The following is a 22,453-nucleotide window of genomic DNA, read 5'->3' on the forward strand; positions in this document are numbered from 1 at the left end:
AGGGAGGATTTCAGAATATTTTCAAGCGATTAGAGGACGAAGCGTGGGACATTGGACCTCCACAGGTCGTGGAGGTGCCTAGCCTGGCCAGGGAAGAGACCAAGTCTTCACGTTGGTAAAACTCTTCATCGCTTCCAGCACGCCTTCCTTGTAGCCTAGGCCCGAATCCTTGATGCCGCCGAAGGGCGACATCTCGATGCGATAGCCCGGGACCTCCCAGATGTTCACCGTGCCGACCTGCAGCTCGTCGACGAAGCGGGTGATGTAGTCGAGGCGGTCGGTGCAGACACCCGAGGAGAGACCATAGGCGGTGCCGTTGGACACTCTTATGGCGTGGTCGATGTCCTTCACCCGGATGATCGGGATGGCCGGGCCGAAGGTTTCTTCGCGGACAAGTTCACAGGCGGGATCGACGTGGTCGACGACGGTGGGCGGAAACAGCGCGCCGCGGCGGTCGTTGCCGTGCAGCAGCTTGGCGCCGTGCTTGGCGACCGCCTCGCTCACGCGGTTCTGGAACAGCGTGGCGGCGCGTTCGTGGATCACGGTGCCGACGTCGGTCTCGGGATCGAGTGGATCGCCGGCTTTCAGTTTCTTCGCCTTAGCCAGCACACGCTCGACGAAGGCGTCGGCCACCTTGTCGACGACGATGATGCGCTTCACCGCGGTGCAGCGCTGGCCCGAGTTCTTGGTGGCGCCGGCGACGGCGAGGTCGGCCGCCTTGTCGAGGTCGGCGTCCTCCATGACGATCAGCGGGTCGTTGCCGCCCAGTTCGAGGACGATGCGTTTGTAGCCGGCCTTGTCGGCGATGTATTTGCCGACCCGGACCGAGCCCGTGAAGGTGATGAGGTCGGCGCGCGGGTCGACGATCATGGCATCGCCGATGTCGGAGGGATTGCCGGTGATGACCGAGAGCATCTCCGGTGGCAGGCCCGCCTCGTAGAGCGTGTCGGCCAGGAACAGCGCCGTGAGCGGAGTCAGTTCGGTGGGCTTCAGGACCACGCAGTTGTTGGTGGCGAAGGCGGGCGCGAGCTTATGCGCCACCATGTTGAGCGGATGATTGAAGGGCGTGATGGCACTGATGGCATTGAGCGGCTGGCGCAGCGTAAAAATCTTGCGCGGCTTGCCATGCGGGGTCAGATCGCAGGAGAAGGTCTGGCCATCGTCGAACAGGCAGAGCTGGCCCGCGAAGGTGAAGACGTCGTAGGCGCGACCGACCTCGTAGAGCGAGTCCTTCAGGCAAAGACCCGACTCGAGAGTGATGAGACGGGAGAGTTCTTCCTTGCGGGCGACCAGCAGCTCAGCGGTCTTGAACAGGATCTGCTGGCGCTGATAGCGCGTGAGCTTGGGTTTGTAGTCGTGGGCGATCTGAAAGGCTTGCGCCACGAGTTCGGGCGTGGCGCGCGGCACGGTGCCGACGAGGCGGTTGTCCCAGGGGAAGCGCACTTCGAGGCGCGCCTTGGTCTCGACCTTCTTGCCGGCAATGCGGAGGTACTCGTGCCGCACGTCACCGCGAACCATCGTATCCATTCAGGCCACCAGATTGAGAGCGAGATCGAAAGCGTCAAAGTTGCGCCAGTGACGCGAGGAGGTGCCGTTGGCGAGCTTGCGGTTGCAGATCAGCGGCACCTTCTGCTCGGAGACGCCGCCGTGGCTGCGCAGCGGTTCGGTGAGGCCCGAGAGATCATGTCGACTGGCCGAAGTGCCCAGCACCTTGTGCTTGGTCGAGACGATGATGAGATCGCCCAGGCGATCGGCCGGCAGCTCGAAGCGGGCGGCGGCCTCTTCCTTGGTGAGCGCGGCCTCGATGCCGGGCAGCGCCTTCACCTTGGCGGCCCACTCCTGGGGCGAGGCGCCGGCCGGCAGGTAGACGACGGCAAAGGAGCCCAGCGCGCCATGGTGGACGACGTAGGGATCGGTGATCGGCAGGATGACGCGGGCCTTGTCGGTGCCCAGCCATTTGTCGAACAGGTCCTGGAGATAGAGGACGTCGGGCTGGCCGTCCTGGCCAAACTTGGCGTTCATGCCGTGGTCGGCCGTCAGCACGATGGTGCAGCCCATGGCGTCGAGCTTGGCCATGTAGCCATCCATCATGGCGTAGAAGTCGTTGGCGACGGGGGTACCCGGCGCGTGCTTGTGCTGGATGTAGTCAGTGGTCGACAGATACATGATCTCCGGCCGGTCGCGTTCCATCAGCTTGACGCCCGCGGCGAAGACGAACTCGGAGAGCTGGGCGCTGTAGACATCGGGCACATCCATGCCGACCAGGGCATTGACGTTCTCGATGCCGTTCTCGCTGAGCGTGGCCTTGTCCGACTTCTCCGAGGAGAAACTGCAAGCCTTGCCCGCACCGAGTTCGAGCCCCTTGCCGAGAAGGCCACGCAGCTTGTCCTTGGCGGTGACGACGGCGATGCGCAGGCCCGCGCGCTGGAAGGCCGGAAACAGCGTTTCGACCCTGAGGAACTTGGGGTCGTTCATCATCACCTCTTTCCCGCTGTCGGGATCGAGGAAGTAGTTGCCGCTGATGCCGTGCACGGCGGGCGGCCGGCCGGTGACAATCGAGAGATTGTTGGGATTGGTGAAGGAGGGAACGACGCAATCGCCGATCAGGCTGGTCCCCTGCTTGAGCACCTTGGCGAACCACGGCGCCCGGCCTGCCTCGACGGCACGCTCGATATAGCCGGGCTCGGAGCCGTCGATGCAGACCACGACGACGGGCTGCTTGGGCAGACGATAGGTGCGGCCGTTGACGGCGATCTCGCCGCCCACAGTGTTGATGCTGTCGGGTGCCATGTGCGTACTCTCCTACTCCGCCGCCAGCGCGGGGCCGCCGTTGCTGACTCGCAATTCGTCCAGCACCTCACGGACGGCCGCGAGGGCACCCTTCATATGCTCAGGGTAGAGGCGGCCGATGCAGCCCATGCGGAAGGAATCGGCCACCGTGAGCTTGCCGGGATAGATCACGTAGCCGCGGTCCTTCAGCCCGTCATAGAAGCGCTGGAAGACGAACTTGGGATCGGTCGGCATGTGGAAGGTGACGATGATCGGCGCCTGCAGATCGTTGGGCAGCAGGGTCTGGAAGCCCATGGCGCGCATGCCGTCGATCAGCACCTTGGCATTGTCGCGGTAGCGCTTGCCGCGGCCGGCGACGCCGCCCTCGGCCGCATGCTCCTCGATCGCCTTGCCCAGCGCCACGATGACGTGGATCGGCGGCGTGAAGCGGTACTGGCCGGTGCGGGCAAAGGCCTCGGCCTGGTCGAACAGGTCGAGCACCAGGGTGGTGGCGTTGCCCTTGCATTCGGCGAGCGCGGTGTTGCGGCAGACCACGAAGCCCAGGCCCGGCACGCCTTCGAGGCACTTGTTCGAGGAAGCGGCCAGCGCATCGTAATGGATCTTGCGGGCATCGATCTCTAGGGCGCCGAAGGCACTCATCGAATCGACCAGCAAGCGGCGGCCGGCCTTGGCCACGATGGCGGCAACCTCGGCGATGGGATTGAGGATGCCCGAGGTTGTCTCGCAATGGACGGCAAAGACGTGGGTGATGGCCTTGTCGTCGGCCAGCATCTTCTCGAGTCTGCCAAGGTCTGGCGGCGTGTCCTCAGGCGTCTCGAGCGAAGCCGTGGCGCGGCCGGCGATCTGGGCGATCTTCAAGGCACGCTGACCGTAGGCGCCGTTGATGAGGACCAGCAGCTTGCCTGCTTTCGGCACGAAGGAGGTGATCATCGCCTCGACGGCGAAGGTGCCCGAGCCCTGCACCGGCACGGTGACGTGAGATCCCTGGGCACCGGCCAGCTCGACGATCCTGTCGAGCACCATCTTGTTGATGGCAAGGAAGCCCGCGTCGCGCGAGCCCCAGTCGTGGACCATGGCCTGCTTCACGCTGGCCGAGGTGGTGAGCGGGCCCGGCGTCAGCAGCAGCGGATCGCCGGTTTCGGAGGCGGCAGGTTTCTTGGCTGTCATGAGGCGGGATGATCGGCTCGCGTCTTCTATCCGTCCAGTATATATTCCATATGCTACCTATAGGTTTCGCATATATGACGCCCACCCAGCTCCGCGCCTTCCATCTCGTGGCCGAATCCGGCTCCTTCTCCGCTGCCGCTCGCGCCTCGGGCCTCAGCCAGCCCAATCTGTCGGGCCAGGTGACGGCGCTGGAGAAGGCCTATGGCGTGCATCTGTTCGACCGCCGCGGCCGCAGCGTGACGCCGACCGAAACCGGCCGGCAGCTGCACGGCGTCACCACGCGGCTGTTTGCCCTCAACGACGAGGCCCGCGCCCTCCTCGCAGGCGAGCAGGCGCTGACCCGCGGCCACCTCCGGATCGCGGCCGACTCGGCCCACCATGTCGTGCCGATCATGGCGGCGCTGCGAAAGCGCGCAGGCGGCCTCACCTTTGCGCTCTCGATCGACAATTCCGCCGTCGTGCTCGAACGCCTGCTGCGCCACGAGGCCGATGTCGCCGTCATGGCCAAGAGCGTGTCGGACCCGCGCCTGCACGCTGTCCGGCTGCACACCGACCGCGTGGTGTTGTTCGCCCCGGCCAAACACCCGCTGGCCAAGAAAGGCCGCGCTCCCCTCGCCGCCCTCAACGGCCAGGAGCTGGTGCTGCGCGAGCGCGGCTCGATCACCCGCGAGGTGCTCGAGCAGGCGATGGCGGCGGCCGACGTCCGGCCAAGCTCCATCGTCGAAGTGCAAACGCGCGAAGGCGTGCGCGAGGCGGTGGCGGCGGGCTTCGGTGTCGGCGCGGTGTTCGCGAGCGAGCTCGGCGAGGACCGCCGCTTCAGGCGCATCACCGTCGCGGACAGCGATCTCGCCGTGGCCGAATATGCGCTCTGTCTGCAGGAGCGCCGCCGTGTTGCCTTGGTGCGGGCGTTCATGGACGAGGCGACGCGGCTTGCCTCCTGAGTTCATCGACGTAACAAAACAGTCAAAAAACTTTAACCGACGCGCCGCGAGGCGTAGGATTCGCCGATCATGCATGGCATCGAAACGGTCCTGAACGTCCTGGGCAGCGTGGCCCTGCTGCTGTGGGGCGTGCGCATGGTCCGCACCGGCCTGACCCGCGCCTTTGGCGCCACGCTACGCCGTGCCATCGCCGCCTGTTCGCGCAACCGCTTCACCGCCTTCGCGGGCGGCCTTGCCGTCACCGGCCTGCTGCAATCGAGCACGGCCACGGCGCTGTTGCTCTCCTCTTTCGCCGGCCGCGGCCTGATCCCGCTGTCGATCGCGCTCGCCGTCATGCTGGGCGCCGACGTCGGCACCACGATCGCGGCACAGGTGCTGTCGTTCGATCTCGGCTGGGTGTCACCGCTGCTGATCGGCGCGGGCGTGATCTCCTTCCTGTCGAGCGAGTCCGAGAAGGCCCGCCATCTCGGCCGCGTTGCCATCGGGCTCGGCCTGATGCTGCTGTCGCTGAAGCTGCTGGCGCTCGCCACCCTGCCGCTGCGCAGCGCACCGGCCTTCATGGCCGCGCTCCAGGGCCTGCAGGACGAGTATGTGATCGCCGTCGTGCTGGCCATCCTCGCCACCTGGTTCGTGCATTCGAGCCTGTCCATCGTGCTGCTGATCGTGTCATTTGCCGCCAGCGGCCTCGTCGAGCCCAGACTCGCATTGGCCCTGGTGATCGGCGCCAATATCGGCGGTGCGCTGGCGCCCTACATGGCGCAGGCCGGCGCGGACGTGAAGGCGCGCCGCGTACCGCTCGCCAACCTGATCACGCGCACCATCGTGGGCCTCGTCCTCCTGCCCTTCCTGGGTCCGGCGCTGCAGGCCATGACCTGGGTCGATCCTTCGGCGACGCGCCTCGCGGTCAACTTCCACACCGCCTTCAACATCGCCACGGCAATCCTGTTCCTGCCCCTGATCGACGTGGTCGCCTGGGCCTGCCGCCGCCTGTTGCCCGACAAGCCGGTGGCCGACGATCCCGGCAGGCCGCGCCATCTCGACCCCAACGTCCTCGACTCGCCCGCCGAGGCCCTGGGCTGTGCACTGCGCGAGACGCTGAACCTCGGCGACCGCGTCGCCGACATGCTGCGCCAGACGATGGATGTCTTCGAGCGCAACGACCCCAAGGCCGTGAAGGCAATCGAGGCCGCCGACGACGCGGTCGACCGGCTTTACGAGGCGATCAAGCTCTACCTCATCCAGACCTCGCACAACGAACTCGGCGACGAGGATGGCAAGCGCTATGTCGAGATCCTGACCTTCACGACCAACCTCGAGCATATCGGCGACATCATCGACAAGAACCTGATGGAACTCGCGGCCAAGAAGATCAGGAACCGCTATGCCTTCTCACCCGAGGGCACGGCCGAGCTCAAGGCCTTCCACGCCCGCGTGCTGGAGAACCTTGGCCTGGCGCTGAACGTCTTCACCACCCGCGACAGCGCGCTGGCCCGCCGCCTGGTCGCCGAGAAGACCGCCATGCGCGAGGCCGAAGCGCGCGCCGCCGACAGCCACTACGCGCGCCTGCGCGAGGGCCGTCCGGAATCGATCGAGACCAGCTCGATCCACATGGACGTGATCCGCGATTTCAAGCGCATCAACGGCCACCTGACGTCGGTCGCCTACCCGATCCTCGAAGCCGCCGGCGAACTGGCCGACACGCGCCTCAAGGAGGCTCAGCCCTTGATACGGGCGCCGGCGGGATCGTAGGGGCAGCGCAACGACACCTTGGCCGCAAGGCGTTTTCCGGCGAGATCGACCTCGAAGCGGCCACCCTCGAGCCAGGCGGCATCGATGCCCGCGCCGTCCGCACGCCTGACATAGCCCATCCCGACCGACGCGCCGATCGTGTGGCCGTAACCGGCCGATGTGAGATCACCGACCGGCTTGCCGTCGCGCAGCAGCGCCTCGCCACCCCACAGCAGCGGCTCGCCGTCGGCCAGCACGACCGATACCAGCCGTCGCATCAGCGGCTTGGCCTTGGCCTCGACCAGCGCCTTGTGGCCAATGAAGCCCCCCGGCTTGTCGAGCTTCACCGCCCACCCGAGGCCCGCCTGGAAGGGATTGTCGTCGGGCGTGAGCTCGCGGCCCCAGGCGCGATAGCCCTTCTCCAGGCGCAGCGTGTCGACGGCGTAGTAGCCGGCGTCGCGCAGGCCGAATTCGATGCCCGCCTCGTGCAGGGTCTCGAACACGGTGACCGCGAACTCGACCGGCACATAGAGCTCCCAGCCCAGTTCGCCCATGTAGGTGCGGCGCGAGGCGAGTACGGTCGCATAGCCGACGCCGATCTCGCGGATGGTGGCGAAGGGAAAGGCCTCGTTGGAAAAGTCGGCGCGGCTCACCTTCTGCAACAGGGCACGGCTCAAGGGCCCCATGACCGAGAGCACGGTCCATGCCGCCGTCACGTCGGTCAAAGTGGCATGCGCGCCCTCCGGCATGTGGCGGCCGATCCAGTCGGCGTCGCGCGTCACCTGGGCCGAGCCGGTTACGATCATGAATTTGTCACGCGCGATGCGAGCGATGGTGAGATCGCTCTCGAAGGTCCCACGGTCGTTCAGCAGTCCGGTGTAGACCGTGCGGCCCACCGGCACGGCGACGTCATTGGCGGAGAGATGCTGCAACACCTTCTCGGCGTCGCGGCCCTGCACCAGGAACTTGCCGAACGAGGTTTCGTCGACGACCGTGACGCCCTCGCGGGTAGCGCGATGCTCGGCCCCGACATGGTCGAACCATTCGCCGCGTCCCCAGCCATACTGCATGTCCGGAGACTTTCCGGTGCCGGCAAACCAGTTCGGCCGTTCCCAGCCCATCTTGTTGCCGAACCAGGCGCCGCGCGCCTTGAGCCGGTCATAGAGCGGCGAACGGCGGAAAGGCCGGCCGCTCTCCTGCTCGCGCTGCGGCCACGGCATCTTGTAGTGCAGGCCGAGCGTCTCGGCGACGCGCGCCCGCAGCCAGGAATCGTTGCCGTGGAATCCCGCAAAGCGGCGGATATCGACCGGCCAGAGATCCATGGTGGGCTCGCCGGCCACGATCCATTCTGCCAATGCCATGCCGGCGCCACCCGAACTGGCAATGCCCATCGAGTTGAAGCCGGCGCCGACGAAGAAGCCTCTCAGGTTCGGGGCCTCGCCCAGAATGTAGTTGAGGTCCGGCGTAAAGCTCTCGGGGCCGTTCATAAAAGTCTTGATGCCGGTCTTCTCCAACGCCGGGACGCGGATCAGGGCGTTGTCCATCAGGATCTGGAACTGGTCCCAGTCGTCCGGCAGCATGCCGAACTCGAAGTCGTCGGGAATGACGTCCTTGTTCCACGGCTTGGCGTCGGGCTCGAAACCGCCCATCAGGAGGCCGCCGACCTCCTCCTTGAAGTAGATGTAGCCGTCGGGATCGCGCATTACCGGCAGGTCGCGCGGCACGTTCTCCATCTTCTCGGTGACGATGTACATGTGCTCGCAGGAATAGAGCGGCACGGTGACTCCGACCATGCGTCCGACCTGGCGCGCCCACTGGCCCCCGCAGTTGACCACGATCTCAGCGGTGATCGGCCCTTCGGTGGTCTGCACGCCAGTGACGCGACCGTCTTTGGTGTCGATCGAGGTGACGCGCGTCTTCTCGAAGATGCGGACACCGCCATTGCGCGCACCCTTGGCCAGCGCCTGGGTGATGTCGGCCGGATTGGCCTTGCCGTCACCCGGCAGCCACACCGCCCCCACCAGATCGTCGGTCCGCATGATGGGATATTTGTCGCCAGCCTCTTTGGGCGTGAGCGGTTCGCAAGCCACGCCTTGGGCATTTGCCATGGCCACCGAGCGGCGCAACAGCACCATGCGCTCCTCGGTCCGCGCCACCGAAAGCGAACCGCACTGCTTCCAGCCGGTGGCGAGGCCGGTCTCCGCCTCGAGCTTGGCATAGAGATCGGTGCTGTAGCGGATCAGTCGCGTCAGGTTCTGGTAGCTGCGGAGCTGGCCGACGAGTCCGGCGGCATGCCAGGTCGTGCCACCACTCAACCGCCCCTGCTCGAGCAGCACCACGTCCTTCCATCCGAGCTTGGCCAGATGATAGGCCGTCGAGCAACCCATGATGCCGCCACCAATGATGACGACGCGGGCCTGGGTGGGGAAATTCGGTGCCATGTCAGAGACGCCCGCTCACGGCCGCGTCGTACATCTTGCGCATCTCGGGCACGCCCACCTTCACCGGATTGCCGCCGGCCGTCGGATCGACGGCAGCCATCTCGGCGAACTTGTCGAGATGTTCGACCTTCACGCCGAGCTCGGCCAGCGTGTGCGGGATGCCGATTTCGCGGCGGAGGTCGAGCGTCCACTGCATGAAGCCGTCGAAGGTCGGGCTGCGCAGGTCGAGCCAGCGCGCAAGGCGCACGATCTTGTCTTCGATGGCAGCGCGGTTGAACTTCACCACGTAGGGCATCGCGACGGCATTCGTGAGCCCATGGTGCGTGTCGAGCACAGCACCCACGGGATGGGAAAGCGAATGGATCGCGCCCAGGCCCTTCTGGAACGCGGTCGACCCCATCTGCGAGGCCGCCAGCATGTGGCCGCGCGCCTCGATATCGCGCCCGTCCTTCACGACACGCACGAGGTTCTCCTTCACGAGGCGCATGCCCTCGACCGCGATCCCCTCGGCATAGGGGTGATAGCCCGGCGCGCAATAGGCTTCGAAGCAGTGGATGAAGGCATCCATGCCGGTGCCCGCCGTGAGCTTGGCCGGCAGGCCGACGGTGAGCTCCGGGTCGGCGATGACGATCGTGGGCATCATCTTCGGGTGGAAGATCACCTTCTTCGTGTGGGTCTTCTCGTCGGTGATCACCGAGGCGCGGCCGGTCTCCGAGCCGGTCCCAGCGGTCGTCGGCACAGCGATCGACGGGTAGATGCCGGCCGGATTGGCGCGTGTCCACCAGTCACCGATATCCTCGAAGTCCCACATCGGCCGGGTCTGGCCCGCCATGAAGGCGATGGCCTTGGCGGTGTCGATGCCGCTGCCGCCGCCCCAGGCGATTACGCCGTCACTCTTGCCGGCGCGCAGCACACGAATGCCGGCCTCCACATTGGCGGCGACCGGATTGGGTTTGATCTCGCTGAACAGCGACACCTCGATGCCGGATTTGCGCAGATTCGTCAGCGCATCGGAAATCATCGGCAGCTTGGCAAGGCAAGGGTCGGTGACCAGCAGCGGCCGTCTAAGGCCGACCGCCTTGCAGGCATCGGGCAGCTCCTTGATGCGGCCGGCGCCGAACCTGATCGAGGTCGGATAGTTCCAGTTGCCGACGAGGGACATCAGATGATTTCCATGTAGCGCTCGAGCTCCCAGTCCGTGATGGCCTTGCGGAACTCCCGCTCTTCCCACTCACGCGTTGCAGAATAATGATCGACGAAGGCGTCGCCGAACAGGTTGCGCGCCGGTTTGGAGCCCTTCAATCGTCCGCCCGCCTCCATCAGCGTGCGCGGCAGCTGCGACTTCACCGGATGCTTTACCGCGTAGGAATTGCCCTTGATCGGATCGCCCGGCTCGATCTTGTTCTCGATGCCCCAAAGACCGGCACCGACCGCGGCAGCCAGCGCCAGGTAGGGGTTGGCATCGGCGGCGGCGACCCGGTACTCGACGCGGGTCGACTTGGCCGAGCCCGGAATGACCCGCAGCGCCGTGGTGCGATTCTCGACACCCCAGGTCGCATCCGTCGGCGCCCAGAAGCCAGGGATGAGCCGGCGATAGGCATTCACCGTCGAGGCGACCATGGCCAGCGTCTCCGGCATCAGCGCCCGCTGGCCACCGACAAAATGGCGCATCGTCGTGCTCATGCGATGCGGTGCCTTCTCGTCGTAGAAGGCCGACTTGCCGCCCTTCCACAGCGACATGTGCATGTGCCCGCCGCAGCCCGGCCAGTCCTTCGACCATTTGGCCATGAAAGTCGCGAGCCAGTCGCGCTTCTGCGCCAGCACCTTGGTGAAGAGCTTGAACAGCGCCGCCCGGTCGGCCGACGGCAGCGCGTCGCCGACGCGCAACGCGGCCTCCAGCACCCCGGCGCCGGTCTCGGTGTGCAAGCCCTCGATGCCCATGTCCATCGTCTCGCACATGGCGAGCAGGTCCTTGTAGAAATCGGACAGGACCGAGTTGCGCAGCACCGAGTAGCCGAAGAAGCCAGGTGAGATCGGTTTCAGGTTCTTGTGGCCCTTCTCACGGATCGAGAACGCGGTTTCCGCAAAGACGAAGAATTCGTACTCGAAGCCGACCTTGACCTCGAAGCCCATCTTTTCGGCCCGCGCCAGCACGCGCCGCAGCACGCCACGCGGACAGATCTCCTCCGCCTTGCCGATGAACTCGCAGAGGAACATCAGGTTGCCCGGCTCGGTCGCGATCTCGCGGCAGGTGTCGGGCAGGATGCGGACATTGGCGTCGGGATAGCCGGAGTGCCAGCCGGTGTAGGTGACGTTGTCGTAAAGCTGATCGTTGGAATCCCAGCCCAGCACCACATCGCAGAAGCCGAAACCGCCCTCCAGCGCCGAATGAAACTTGTCGATGTGGATGTACTTGCCACGCAGGATGCCGTCGATGTCGTGGACCCCCACCTTGATGTGGGTCAGGCCCCGTTCCTTGACGATCTTGCGGGCATCAGCCGCCGTCTTGACCTGGCGCGGATCCATGCCGTCCCCCGATTGACTTCCACTCTCAGTAGTTTGTCAGAGGCCGGCCTATCTCGACAGTATGAAATCGACGGGCCAGGTCACGAGCTGGGGGAAGACCGTCAGAACGGCGGTGAAGATCATCATGATCAGGAAGAACGGGATCACTTTCCAGGCGACGTAGGTCTGGGAATCGCCGGTGATGTTCTGGATCACGAACAGGTTGAAGGCCACTGGCGGGCTGATCTGGGCCATCTCGATGGTGAGGATCAGGAAGATGCCGAACCACAATTTGTCGAAGCCGGCGGCGAGCACGACCGGCAGCACGATCGGCAGGGTAAGCACGATCATGGAGAAGCCTTCCAGCACCGTGCCGAGCAGGATGTAGAAGAACATCAGGAACATGATCAGCACGAAGGGCGAGAGCTGCCACGAGGTGATGGCGGCCGAGACGAACTGCGGCACACGCAGGTTGGCCAGCACGGTGCCGACCGCAAATGCACCGATCACGATCATGCCGATCATGCAGGTGGTCTGGACGGAGCCCAGCAGCGCGTCGCGGATACCCTTCCAGTTCAAGGTCCGCTGGCCGGCCGCGACGGCAAGCGCGCCCAGCACGCCAATGGCCGACGCCTCGGACGGGCTGGCGATGCCGGCATACATGGTGCCGAGCACGGTGAGGATCAGGAAGGCCACCGGTCCCAGCTCGATCAGACTCCTGAAGCGGTCGCTCCAGGTCCAGGTGGTGTGATCGTCGTTCGGCACCAGCTTGGGGTTCAGGATGGACCGGATGGCCATGTAGCCCATGAAGCAGCCGGCGAGCGCAAAGCCCGGCAGGAAGCCCGCCGTGAACAGGCGCAGGAGCGATTCCTCGGCCAGCACGGCGTAGATGATCATCGGAATCGAGGGCGGGATGAGAAAGCCCAGCGTCCCTGCCCCGGCTAGGCTGCCGACCGCCAGGCCCTTGTCGTAGCCGCGGTTCAGGAGTTCCGTGAGGGTGATGCGGCCGACCACCTGCGTCGTCGCCGCCGACGAACCCGAGATCGCCGCGAACATCGAGCAGCCGATCACCGTGGTGTGGAACAGGCGTCCCGGCAGGAAACTCATCCACGGCGCGATGCCGGAGAACAGCGACTGCGACAGCCGGGTGCGGAACAGCAGTTCGCCCATCAGGATGAACAATGGCAGCGAAACGATGTCCGACGAGGTCGCCACGTTGAACGCCCAGTTGGCGATCAGCTTGTGCGTCGGCAGGTTGGTGTACATCTCCAGCAGCACCACTGCCGTGGCAATCAGCGCCGGTCCGATCCAGATGCCGACGCACAGCAGTGCCGTCATCAGGATCAGCAGCCAGGTCAGGATGGCAGTCATGTGCTTACTCGATATCCTGACCGATGCGCAGGCTGGCATCGTCGCCCGGCTCGCCGCGCAGCAGACGACCGAGGCGTGCAATCGCCTGCAGAGTGAAGAGAAGCGATCCCAGCGCCAGAGGGAACTGCGTGATCCAGCGCAGGATCTCGCTCTTCTCCGGCGAGCGCGACTCGCGCAGCCAGGAGAACCAGGTCATCTCGCCCAGCGCCCAGGTGAGATAGGCGGCAATCGCGATACCACAAACCGTCGAGAACAGATCGAAGAAGCGCGCCACCGGCTTGGGCACGTTCTCGAGCAGTACATTCACCCGGATTTGCGCTCCGGCGCGCAAGGCATAGGCGGAGCCCAGCAGGAAGGCGGCGCCCATCAGGTAGGCGCTGAACTCCCAGGCGAAATAGAGACTGACATTGAACAGATTGCGGCCCACGACCTCGGCCACGATCAGGCCGAGGATGGATGCAATGCAGACCGCCGAGGCCCAGCCGCCCCACAGGGACAGCTCTTCGATCGCGTCGAGCACGCGACCGACCGGATCGGGCGGACGATCTGAAGAACCGACGGACACGATCAGGAGCGTCCCAGGTCCTTCTTGTACTTGGCGATGATCTCGGCAGCGACCGGGCCGGCGCGGTCGACGAAGGCCTTCTCGAGGCCCACGGTCTTCGCGCGCATTTCCTTGAGCATCGGTTCCGGCACGATGATCATCTCCATGCCACCCTCGGTCAGGCGCTTGGAGCTGGTCGCGTCGGCCTCGACCGAGACTTTCCAGAACTCGGGCTCGAGCTTGGCCGCCAGGTCCTTGATGATCTTCTGGTTGGCTGGCGAGATCTTCTTCCAGGTGTCGTTGTTGATGGTGACGATCTGCGAGCTCCAGACATGGTTGGTCTTGTAGAAGTACTTGAGGAACTCCCAGAACTTGCCGTCGACACCCGACACCGATGACGTGGTGACGCCGACCACGGCGCCCGACGCCAGTGCCGGCACCGTCTCACCCCAAGGGATCTGAACCGCGGCCATGCCCAGCGAATTCACCATGTCGCCGGCCTGGCGATCGGGCACGCGGATCTTGAGGCCCTTCAACCCGTCCAGCGTGTCGGACTTCGTCTTGGTGTGCAGGTACTGCGTCGGCCACGGCACGGTGTAGAGGATGGTCTGGTTGAACTTGGTGGCGATCTTGTCGAACTCGGGCCGCGCGTACTTCTGCAGCACCTTGAGTTCTTCGGGGTTGGCGACGAGGAACGGCACGCCCTCGATACCGAGCAGCGGCGCTTCGCCGACCTGCTGGATGTTGAGAATGTCGGCCATCGGCACCAGCCCGTCGCGCACGGCGTTCAGCTGCTCCGGTCCCTTGTAGCCCAGCGAACCGCCGGAATGGACGGTGATCACCACCTGACCATTGGTTGCCTTGGCGACTTCCTCGGCGAACCGCTTGGCGTTCTTGGTGTGGAAGTTGCCGTCCGGCCACACCGTCGCCAGATCGAGCTTCATCGGCGCCTGGGCGCCCACGATCGAAGGCGCGCCGATCACCGCCGCCGCACCCGCTCCCACGCCTGCCTTCAAGGCCGTCCTGCGTCCCAGCTTCATAATAGCCCCCATTCGCTCGTTGATCCGTTGCCCCAACTACTCGGCCGCCCGCGGCGGCTTGTACGCGTAAAGCTTCTCGGCACTGTCCGACGAGATCAGCTCGTCGGCGAGATCGTTCGCCACCCGGACACGTTCGCGCTCCACCGGTGCGCCGATGCCGCCGCCGCCCGGCGTCATGACAATGAGCCGATCGCCCGGCGGGATCAGCTGGAAGCCCTTGCCCTTGAGCTTCTTGCCCGACTTCAGCGCCACGAACCCCGCCTCGCCGTCACCGCCGCCATCCCGGCCGCGCGCCGGATAGTCGATCCGGTCGAAGGCCGCGAGCAGGTCGAACGGCTCGGCAATCCCGCTTTCGATCTCCATGATCTGGCCGAGGCCGCCGCGCGAGCGGCCGGCGCCGCCTGAATCGGGGCGAAACTCCTTGCGCCAGAAGATGAGCGGCGTTTGGGTCTCGGCGATCTCGACCGGCGTGCCGCGCACGCCACTGGGGTAGGCCGTGGCCGATAGCCCGTCCTTGTCGGGCCGCGCGCCGGTGCCGCCGTTCGAAGTGATGGCCATGCCGAAGCCGTAGTTGCCGCCTTCGCCACCGGCCACGTGGCCGCGCACGTTGATGTTCCACAGGCACGACGTGCCTTCTGCCGGCACGCGATCGGGGATGATCTGGCGCAAACATCCGAAGACGACATCCGGCAGCATCTGACCGATGACATGACGCGAAGCAACGGCCGTCGGCTTGGGCGCGTTCAGGATGGCGTCGGCGGGCGCCGACACCGTCAAGGGTTCGAGCGATCCGGCATTGTTGGGAATGTGGGTGGCAACGACGCAGCCCAGCCCGAACACGGTGTAGGCTGTGGTGTAGGCGTGCGGAACGTTGATGCCGCGTTTCGAGACGCCGGTGGTTCCCGTGTAGTCGACATGAATGCCGCCGTCGGAAACGGTGAGCGCGGCCTTGAGCGTCACCGGCTCGTCGTAGCCGTCGACCGTCATGGAGTTGTGCCAGGTTCCCTTGGGCAACTTGGCGATCTCGGCCAGAACCGCCTCGCGCGAACGGGCGATGATGTGGTCGCCGAGCTGCTCCAGCGTATCGATGCCGAACTCGTCCATCATCTCGACCAGCCGGCGGCTGCCGACGTCGTTGCAGCCGGCCAGCGAGTAGACATCGCCCTCGGTGTCGACCGGCTGGCGCGTGTTGGCACGGATCATCGCCATCAACGTCTCGTTCACCTTGCCGTTGTCGAACAGCTTCAGCATCGGGATGTAGAGACCCTCCATGAACACGTCGGTGGCGTCCGGGCCGAAGCCGATGCCGCCGATGTCCATGAGATGGCTGGTGCAGGAGAACAGGGCGACCAGCCTGCCGTTACGGAAGCAGGGCGTGGTGATGACGAAGTCGTTGAGATGCCCGGTGCCCATCCATGGATCGTTGGTGATGTAGGCGTCACCGGGCTTCATCGTGTCGACCGGGAAATAGCGCAGGAAGTGCTTCACCGATTCGGCCATGGAGTTCACGTGACCGGGTGTCCCGGTGATGGCCTGGGCCAACATGCGGCCCTGGAGGTCGAAGATACCGGCCGAAAGGTCGCCGGCCTCGCGCACGATCGGGCTGAAGGCGGTGCGCATCAACGTTTGCGCCTGCTCCTCGACCACGGCGATCAGGCGATTCCACATGATCTGCAGATCGATCAGCCCGACGCTGTTGGACTGGCTCATGCCTCTCTCCTCACCCGGCCCGCCGGTCCATGACGATACAGCCGGAAGCGTCAATGTGCGCGGTAAAACTGGCCGAAATGTAGGTCGAGGTCTCGTCCTCGGCCACAATTGCAGGCCCTTCGAAGGCACTGCCCGGCGGCAGCTGCTCGCGGCGATAGACCGGAACGTCGGTGGTCCGGCCGCTACGACCATCGAAGACCGGCCGATGACGGGTCGGTACCGGCGCCGGAACGGTCGGCGCCGCCGCCTGCGTCGCCGGCAGGTTGGTCTCGGTCGACACCTGGACCGACCAGCTCAGGATTTCTATGGCGGCATTGGGAATGTGACGCTCGAACAGCGCGGCATAGTCGCGCTCGTAAGCCGTACGCAATGCCTCGGCGTCGCCCGCCACCAGTGGCCGCGACGGCAGCACGACCATGATTTCGTGGCCTTGGCCAATGTAGCGCATGAAGGCCACACGGCGCTCGAAGGTCTTCATGCCGCGGGCGCCGGGCGCCACCAGCGCCGTCGCCTCGGCGCTCATTTCGCCCAGGAGCTGCGAGGCCGAGGCGGCATCGAAAGCGTCGAGTCGCATGTAGCGGCTGCGCACCAGCTCGAAGGACACAGGTGCGGCCAGGAACCCAACTGCCGAGCCGACGCCGGCATTGGGCGGCACGATCACGCGCTGAACGCCGATCTTTTCGGCGACCCGGGCGGCATGCAACGGCGCCCCCCCGCCGAAGGCGATCAGATTGTACTGGTTGACCACGGCGCCACGCTCGACGGCGTGTACGCGAGCGGCACTGGCCATGTTCTCCGATACCATCTCGTAGACGGCATAGGCCGCCATGTCGGTCGACAATCCCAGGCCCTCGGCGACGTCGCGCTCGAGCGCACCCTTGGCGGCGTCGAGGTTGAGCGCGATCGTGCCACCGGCGAAATCCTTGGGATCGATCGTGCCCAGCACGACGTTGGCATCGGTCACCGCGGGATGGCGGCCGCCGCGGCCGTAGCAGGCAGGCCCCGGTTCGGCGCCAGCGCTTTCCGGCCCCACCGTCACGCGCTTCAGTGCGTCGAGGCGCGCAATCGAGCCGCCGCCTGCCCCGATCTCAACCATCTCGATCACCGGAATGCGCACCGGCAAGCCCGATCCTTTCAGGAAGCGGGCGGCACGGTCGACCTCGAACAGCCGCGCAGTGTGCGGCGTGAAATCGTCGATCAGGCAGATCTTCGCCGTCGTGCCCCCCATGTCGTAGCTGAGCGCGCGCTTTTCGCCGGCGCGGGCCGCCACCTGCGCAGCAAAAATCGCGCCGCCCGCTGGCCCCGATTCAATCAGCCGCACGGGAAAGCGCCGCGCCGTCTCGATGGTCGTGAGGCCGCCGCCGGAGGTGACGAGATAGATCGTGCCCGTGAACTTCTCGGCGGCAAGGGCTGCCTGCATCCGCGCGAGATAGGAATCCATGAGCGGCTGCACATAGGCGTTGGCCACCGCTGTCGAGGTCCGCTCGTACTCACGCACTTCGGGACAGACCTCGCTGGAGAGCGTCACCCTGAGGGTGGGTTGCTCGGTCGCCAGGATCTCGCGCGTGCGCCGCTCATGGGCCGGATTGACGTAGGCGTGCATGAACGCCACGGCCACGCTTTCGATCCCTTGGGCCGCAAGCTCGGTCGCCACCGCCCGCACGGCGGCCTCGTCGAGCGCCAGCCGGACCTTGCCGTGCACATCCATGCGCTCGGGAACGGTGAAGCGCAGCGCGCGCGGCACCAGCGGCCGCGGCTTCTCGATGGTGAGATCGTACTGGTCGTAGCGGCTTTCGTTGGCGATATCGAGAACGTCGCGGAAGCCCTCGGTGGCGATCAGCGCCGTGCGGGCACCCCGGCGTTCGATAACGGCATTGGTGGCGAGCGTCGTGCCGTGCACGAACACCTCGACGTCGCCAAAGTGGCGCCCGGCATCGGCCAGGATCAGGCGTACGCCGTCGAGAACCGCCTCTTCGGGCCGTTGCGGCGTCGTCAGCAGCTTGCGCGTCAGCCGCCGCCCGCCATTCTCCAACACCACATCCGTAAACGTGCCGCCGATATCGACGGCAATGCGCAAATCCTTGACCACCTTTGCTCCAGACCCCTGTTCCCCGATCGCTGTCCCCAGACCCCCGTCCGACAACGCGGTCGCGACCGTAGACCGGCCGCCCCCGCGTTGCAATTCGCAGGCCAGGGCGCCTATGGTCGTTCCGTGACGGCAACGGCCTCCAGTCTTCGCGCGCGCATCCATGCGCTGCTGCATTTCACCGAACCCAGCGACGCCGGGCGCCGGTGGCGGGCTCTGCATCTCGCTGTACTCGGCATCGGCCTGTTCGCCGTGATCCTGCTGTCGACGGACGATCTGCCGCCCGATGCGCGGAATGCCCTGCGCTACGCCATCTGGGCCGTCGCGATTCTGTTCTTCATCGAGTACCTGGTGCGGCTATGGACCGCGCCGGAAGCGTCACGCTACGGCGAAATCTCGGCCACCATGGCCCGCCTGCATTGGGCGGTGTCGCTGCCGGGCCTGGTTGGCCTACTGGCGACCGTGCCGGTTTTCATGTGGCTGGCCGGCTATCGGATCGTCGGTTCGGACGCCGCATCGATATTCTGCGTTCTCTGGATCCTGAAACTGGGCCTGCATGCGCCGGCGCTCGGCACATTGTCCCATGTCATATCCAACGAGCGCGCGCCGATCGCCAGCGTCCTGATCCTGTTCTTCATCCTGCTGGTGATCGCCGCGACCGGTGCGCATCTGCTCGAGCGCGAGCGCCAGCCCGACGCCTTCGGCAGCCTGCCCAACGCGCTGTGGTGGGCGGTGGTTACCCTGACCACGACGGGCTACGGCGATGTGGTGCCGCTCACGGCCGGTGGACGCATGGTCGGCTCCGTGCTGATGATCAGCGGCATCACAGTGCTCGCCATCATGACCGGCGTGCTGGCGACCGGCTTTGCCCAGGAAGAGCGTCGGCGTGAATACCTGAGAGTGTGGGAACAGGTCGCGCGCGTGCCGATCTTCGCCGCGCTGGGGGTCGTCACCCTGTCGGAAATCGTAGGTAAACTGCGGACCCGCTACTACCCCTCCCGCATCATCATCGTGCGACGCGGCGATCCCGGCGACTCCATGTTCTTCATCTCCAGTGGCGAAGTCGAAGTCCGTCTGCCCTCAGGCGGCACGGTGCGACTGGGCGAAGGAGCATTCTTCGGCGAGATGGCGCTGCTCGAGCGCCAGCCGCGCAGCGCCACGGTCGCGACCACGCGACCGACCACGCTGTTGGTGCTTTATGCCAGCGACTTCTATGAAATTGCCTCGCATATCCCTGCCCTCGCCGAAGCGGTCGAGAACGAGTCGAAGCGCCGCCGCGAAGAGAATGTCGACCGCACCTCAAGCGAAACCAAGCGATGATTGAAACGGACTTGCTGGTGGTGGGCTCGGGCGCTGCCGGATTTGCCGCGACGCTCTCCGCCGCCCATCAGCCTCGCGGCCAAGTGGGGGGCGACGCACAGGTACTGCAAAAGGCAATATGCCGGCCCTGGGCCCGGGGCCATTTTACGCCATGAAGCTGATCCCCGGCGATATCGGCACTTTCCCGGGCTTGCGGGTCGATGGCCATGCAAGGGTGCTGGACGGCCAAGGAGCCCTCATTTCGGGCCTCTATGCCGCCCGCAACGACATGACCAGTGTGATGGGCGGGACCTGCCCCGGGGCCGGGATCACCATTGGCCCGGCCCTCACCTTCGGCTATATCGCGGCCCGACACGCGGCCTCGGCCGGCCGCTAACGCCCTCTTGCCAACGGATGCCATCCGAATGTCGCTCATCACGCCCGTAATCCTGGTTGGAGGCTCCGGCAAACGCCTGTGGCCCCTGTCGCGCGAGAGCATGCCGAAACAGTTCGTCCCGCTGCTCGGCAAGCAATCGACCTACCAGCAGACGTTGCTGCGCGTCGCCGACCGCAACCTGTTCGGCAAGCCCGTGATCGCGACCAACGAGGCCTATCGCTTCATGTGCGAGGGCCAGGCCAAGGACATCGGCATCGAGATCGACATCCTGGTCGAGCCGTCGCGCCGCGACTCCGGCCCTGCCATGGCCGCCGCCGCTGCCTACACGCACGGGCTCGGTGCCAAGGCCGTGCTGGCGCTGGCGTCGGATCACCTGGTGATCGGCGCCGAGGAATTCCTTGCCGGCTGCCGCGAAGGACTCGCGGCCGTACAGCAGGGCGGCATCGTGACCTTCGGCATTCCACCGACGGAGCCCAAGACCGACTACGGCTACATCCGGCCGGGCAGCGAGCATATCGGCACAGTCCTGAAGGTCGCGGCCTTCGTCGAGAAGCCCAATGCCCAAACGGCGCTCCGCTACATCGCCGAAGGCCTGCTGTGGAACAGCGGCAACTTCCTGTTCCCACCCGAACTGCTGCTCTCCGAAATGGCGCGCTTCGAACCGGCGATGGCCGCCGCCGCCGAAGAGGCCGTGGCCAAGGCCAAGAAGACCGGCTCGACCGTGTTCCTCAACGCCGAGGCATTCGCCAAGGCGCCCGCCAAGTCGATCGACTATGCGGTCATGGAACGCACCGACAAATGCTGGGTGGTCCCGGCCCGGTTCCGCTGGTCCGATCTCGGCACCTGGGACGCGCTGCTCGATGTCGGCGAGGCCGACAGCGCCGGCAACGTTACCGAGGGCCCGGTCGAGCTCGACCATGTGCGCAACTCCTACATCCGCTCCGATGGCCCGCTGACGGCCGTGATCGGCGTCGAGGACGTCGTCGTCGTGTCGATGAACGATGCCGTGCTGGTCGGCCATCGCGACAATCTTCCTCGGTTGAAGGATGTCGTGCAGCGCATGTCCGACGGCAAGCACCGCGCGGCCACCGAGCACGCCGTGATGCACCGGCCATGGGGCAGCTACCAGGACATCGACCGTGGCGAACGCTTCCGCGCCAAGCGGCTCACCGTCAAGCCCGGCGCCAAGCTCAGTCTGCAAAGCCACAACCGGCGGGCCGAGCATTGGGTGGTCGTCAAGGGCGTCGCCGAGGTGACGCTCGACGGCAAGATCATGACCCTGCACGAGAACGAATCGACCTACATCCCGATCGGCGGCATCCACCGCCTTGCCAACCCCGGCACCGAACTCTTGGAAGTGGTCGAGGTCCAGACCGGCGACTATGTCGAGGAGGACGACATCGTCCGCTACGAAGACATTTACGCCCGGGTCTAACCGTGCTCTTCGGCGCCCATCACGAGTGGGGCAAGCTTCGCGAGGTCGTCATCGGCATCTCGCCGGCCGAGGATTTTGTGGTCTTCTACGAAGAATCCCAGCGCTGGCTGGTGCCGCCGGGTGATGCTTTCAGTCGCCAGCATGCCGGCCGCCGCCTGATCGATGTTGATCCTGAACGTGCCCACCGGATCGAGCGCCAGGTCGAAGCGCTGGCCGAGTTGGTGGCGCGCGAAGGCGTCACCGTCCACCGCCCGCAACGGCTCGAAGGCGAAGAACGTACCTTCCTCGCCGGCAACGGCGAGGGCGCGCAGCTTTTCCCCCGCGACGGCATGATCGTGATCGGCAACCATGTGATCGACGCCTCGATCCGCCTGAAGTGCCGGCAGCGCGAACGCTATGGGCTGCGACCGATCATCCAGCAGGTCGTGCAGCAGCGCGGCGCGCGCTGGTCGAGTGTACCGCTGGGTTCGCCCGGCTGCGTCGACGGTCCGTTCCTCGAGGGCGGCGACACCTTGCTGAACGGCTACGAGGTCTATGTCGGGATTTCCGGCTGCGCCTCCGATCTCGCCGGCGCCGACTGGCTGCAGGCCCTGCTGGGCGATGCCTACCGGGTCATTCCGGTAGCGATGAGGTCGAACGTGCTCCACCTCGATTGCGTCCTGGCGCTGATCAAGCCCGGCCTGCTCGTCTGGTGCCCGGAAAAGCTCATCGATGGCCTGCCGAGGTCGCTGCGCGACTGGGACGCAATCGCCGTCTCCAGGGACGAAGCCAACCTGCTCGCGACCAACGCTCTCGTCCTCGAGGAAGGCCGCGCCATCGTCGACGCCGGAAATGCCCGCGTCATCGAAGAACTGCGCAAGCGCCGGATCGACGTTATCCCCCTGCCGTTCGACGGCCCGATCAGTACCGGCGGCGGATTGCGCTGCGCAGTTCTTCGATGACGCGGGCATTTCCGGCGTCGACGATGGCGCGGCCTTCCTCGAGGACGAGAGCGTTGGT

16 protein-coding genes and 1 pseudogene are annotated in these 22,453 nt (G+C 65.7%); 6 read left to right on the forward strand and 11 right to left on the reverse strand.

The features are described from left to right. Nucleotides 1–78: 78 nt before the first annotated feature. The 3 genes from phnY to EPO55_RS07510 are packed head-to-tail and all read right to left on the reverse strand — an operon-like array spanning nucleotide 79 to nucleotide 3,957. Nucleotides 79–1,527 (reverse strand): phosphonoacetaldehyde dehydrogenase, encoded by a 1,449-nt coding sequence (gene phnY, locus EPO55_RS07500; RefSeq protein WP_296335977.1) that lies wholly within the window; start codon nucleotides 1,525–1,527, stop codon nucleotides 79–81. Next, the gene (phnA, locus tag EPO55_RS07505; protein ID WP_296335978.1) at nucleotides 1,528–2,790 is read right to left on the reverse strand and encodes a phosphonoacetate hydrolase; all 1,263 of its coding nucleotides are present in this window, start codon (nucleotides 2,788–2,790) and stop codon (nucleotides 1,528–1,530) included. A 12-nt stretch (nucleotides 2,791–2,802) separates the two neighbouring features. After that, complete coding sequence (locus EPO55_RS07510; protein ID WP_296335980.1) at nucleotides 2,803–3,957, reverse strand: 2-aminoethylphosphonate--pyruvate transaminase; 1,155 nt, start codon at nucleotides 3,955–3,957, stop codon at nucleotides 2,803–2,805. Between the two features lie 74 nt (nucleotides 3,958–4,031). Between EPO55_RS07510 and EPO55_RS07515 the strand changes: the two genes are divergently transcribed. Both EPO55_RS07515 and EPO55_RS07520 read left to right on the forward strand, forming a co-directional pair. Beyond that, nucleotides 4,032–4,898, forward strand: coding sequence for a LysR substrate-binding domain-containing protein (locus EPO55_RS07515; protein ID WP_296335982.1), 867 nt, complete (start codon nucleotides 4,032–4,034; stop codon nucleotides 4,896–4,898). A gap of 69 nt (nucleotides 4,899–4,967) precedes the next feature. After that, a complete protein-coding gene (locus EPO55_RS07520) occupies nucleotides 4,968–6,647 on the forward strand; it encodes a Na/Pi cotransporter family protein (protein WP_296335983.1) in 1,680 nt (559 codons plus the stop codon). On the opposite strand, the gene EPO55_RS07525 is transcribed toward EPO55_RS07520, so the two are convergent. The 8 genes from EPO55_RS07525 to EPO55_RS07560 are packed head-to-tail and all read right to left on the reverse strand — an operon-like array spanning nucleotide 6,614 to nucleotide 18,326. Next, nucleotides 6,614–9,067 (reverse strand): FAD-dependent oxidoreductase, encoded by a 2,454-nt coding sequence (locus tag EPO55_RS07525; protein WP_296335984.1) that lies wholly within the window; start codon nucleotides 9,065–9,067, stop codon nucleotides 6,614–6,616. The genes EPO55_RS07520 and EPO55_RS07525 overlap by 34 nt on opposite strands. A gap of 1 nt (nucleotide 9,068) precedes the next feature. Next, entirely contained in the window at nucleotides 9,069–10,232 is a 1,164-nt protein-coding gene (locus EPO55_RS07530; protein ID WP_296335994.1) for an iron-containing alcohol dehydrogenase, read from the reverse strand. Then, a complete protein-coding gene (locus EPO55_RS07535) occupies nucleotides 10,229–11,593 on the reverse strand; it encodes a glutamine synthetase (protein ID WP_296335985.1) in 1,365 nt (454 codons plus the stop codon). The genes EPO55_RS07530 and EPO55_RS07535 overlap by 4 nt, the downstream gene beginning before the upstream one ends. 48 nt (nucleotides 11,594–11,641) lie before the next feature. Beyond that, entirely contained in the window at nucleotides 11,642–12,943 is a 1,302-nt protein-coding gene (locus EPO55_RS07540; RefSeq protein WP_296335986.1) for a TRAP transporter large permease subunit, read from the reverse strand. A gap of 4 nt (nucleotides 12,944–12,947) precedes the next feature. Continuing rightward, on the reverse strand, nucleotides 12,948–13,508 hold the full coding sequence (locus tag EPO55_RS07545; protein ID WP_296335987.1) for a TRAP transporter small permease: 561 nt from the start codon (nucleotides 13,506–13,508) through the stop codon (nucleotides 12,948–12,950). A gap of 2 nt (nucleotides 13,509–13,510) precedes the next feature. Continuing rightward, nucleotides 13,511–14,527 (reverse strand): TRAP transporter substrate-binding protein, encoded by a 1,017-nt coding sequence (locus tag EPO55_RS07550; protein ID WP_296335988.1) that lies wholly within the window; start codon nucleotides 14,525–14,527, stop codon nucleotides 13,511–13,513. 36 nt (nucleotides 14,528–14,563) lie between these two features. Next, on the reverse strand, nucleotides 14,564–16,237 hold the full coding sequence (locus EPO55_RS07555; protein WP_296335989.1) for a hydantoinase B/oxoprolinase family protein: 1,674 nt from the start codon (nucleotides 16,235–16,237) through the stop codon (nucleotides 14,564–14,566). Between the two features lie 10 nt (nucleotides 16,238–16,247). Further along, complete coding sequence (locus EPO55_RS07560; protein WP_296335990.1) at nucleotides 16,248–18,326, reverse strand: hydantoinase/oxoprolinase family protein; 2,079 nt, start codon at nucleotides 18,324–18,326, stop codon at nucleotides 16,248–16,250. Between the two features lie 123 nt (nucleotides 18,327–18,449). On the opposite strand from EPO55_RS07560, the gene EPO55_RS07565 reads away from it, so the two are divergent. The 4 genes and pseudogenes from EPO55_RS07565 (at nucleotide 18,450) to EPO55_RS07580 (ending at nucleotide 22,395) form a co-directional block, all read left to right on the forward strand. Next, the gene (locus EPO55_RS07565; protein ID WP_296335991.1) at nucleotides 18,450–19,643 is read left to right on the forward strand and encodes a cyclic nucleotide-gated ion channel; all 1,194 of its coding nucleotides are present in this window, start codon (nucleotides 18,450–18,452) and stop codon (nucleotides 19,641–19,643) included. Between the two features lie 121 nt (nucleotides 19,644–19,764). Further along, nucleotides 19,765–20,019 (forward strand): annotated as a pseudogene (locus EPO55_RS07570) (FAD-binding protein); the annotation flags it as partial. Between the two features lie 28 nt (nucleotides 20,020–20,047). Continuing rightward, the gene (locus EPO55_RS07575; RefSeq protein ID WP_296335992.1) at nucleotides 20,048–21,454 is read left to right on the forward strand and encodes a mannose-1-phosphate guanylyltransferase/mannose-6-phosphate isomerase; all 1,407 of its coding nucleotides are present in this window, start codon (nucleotides 20,048–20,050) and stop codon (nucleotides 21,452–21,454) included. A gap of 2 nt (nucleotides 21,455–21,456) precedes the next feature. Further along, nucleotides 21,457–22,395, forward strand: coding sequence for an arginine deiminase family protein (locus EPO55_RS07580; RefSeq protein WP_296335993.1), 939 nt, complete (start codon nucleotides 21,457–21,459; stop codon nucleotides 22,393–22,395). The last annotated feature ends 58 nt before the right edge of the window (nucleotides 22,396–22,453 follow it).

It is taken from the genome of Reyranella sp. (assembly GCF_004296935.1).
Taxonomy (GTDB): domain Bacteria; phylum Pseudomonadota; class Alphaproteobacteria; order Reyranellales; family Reyranellaceae; genus Reyranella.

What these genes read in the sequence shown, in the direction of transcription:
- phnY (WP_296335977.1), bottom strand. Translation starts at nt 1,527, where the DNA reads ATGGATACGATGGTTCGCGGTGACGTGCGGCACGAGTACCTCCGCATT.
- phnA (WP_296335978.1), bottom strand. Translation starts at nt 2,790, where the DNA reads ATGGCACCCGACAGCATCAACACTGTGGGCGGCGAGATCGCCGTCAAC.
- EPO55_RS07510 (WP_296335980.1), bottom strand. Translation starts at nt 3,957, where the DNA reads ATGACAGCCAAGAAACCTGCCGCCTCCGAAACCGGCGATCCGCTGCTG.
- EPO55_RS07515 (WP_296335982.1), top strand. Translation starts at nt 4,032, where the DNA reads ATGACGCCCACCCAGCTCCGCGCCTTCCATCTCGTGGCCGAATCCGGC.
- EPO55_RS07520 (WP_296335983.1), top strand. Translation starts at nt 4,968, where the DNA reads ATGCATGGCATCGAAACGGTCCTGAACGTCCTGGGCAGCGTGGCCCTG.
- EPO55_RS07525 (WP_296335984.1), bottom strand. Translation starts at nt 9,067, where the DNA reads ATGGCACCGAATTTCCCCACCCAGGCCCGCGTCGTCATCATTGGTGGC.
- EPO55_RS07535 (WP_296335985.1), bottom strand. Translation starts at nt 11,593, where the DNA reads ATGGATCCGCGCCAGGTCAAGACGGCGGCTGATGCCCGCAAGATCGTC.
- EPO55_RS07540 (WP_296335986.1), bottom strand. Translation starts at nt 12,943, where the DNA reads ATGACTGCCATCCTGACCTGGCTGCTGATCCTGATGACGGCACTGCTG.
- EPO55_RS07550 (WP_296335988.1), bottom strand. Translation starts at nt 14,527, where the DNA reads ATGAAGCTGGGACGCAGGACGGCCTTGAAGGCAGGCGTGGGAGCGGGT.
- EPO55_RS07555 (WP_296335989.1), bottom strand. Translation starts at nt 16,237, where the DNA reads ATGAGCCAGTCCAACAGCGTCGGGCTGATCGATCTGCAGATCATGTGG.
- EPO55_RS07575 (WP_296335992.1), top strand. Translation starts at nt 20,048, where the DNA reads ATGTCGCTCATCACGCCCGTAATCCTGGTTGGAGGCTCCGGCAAACGC.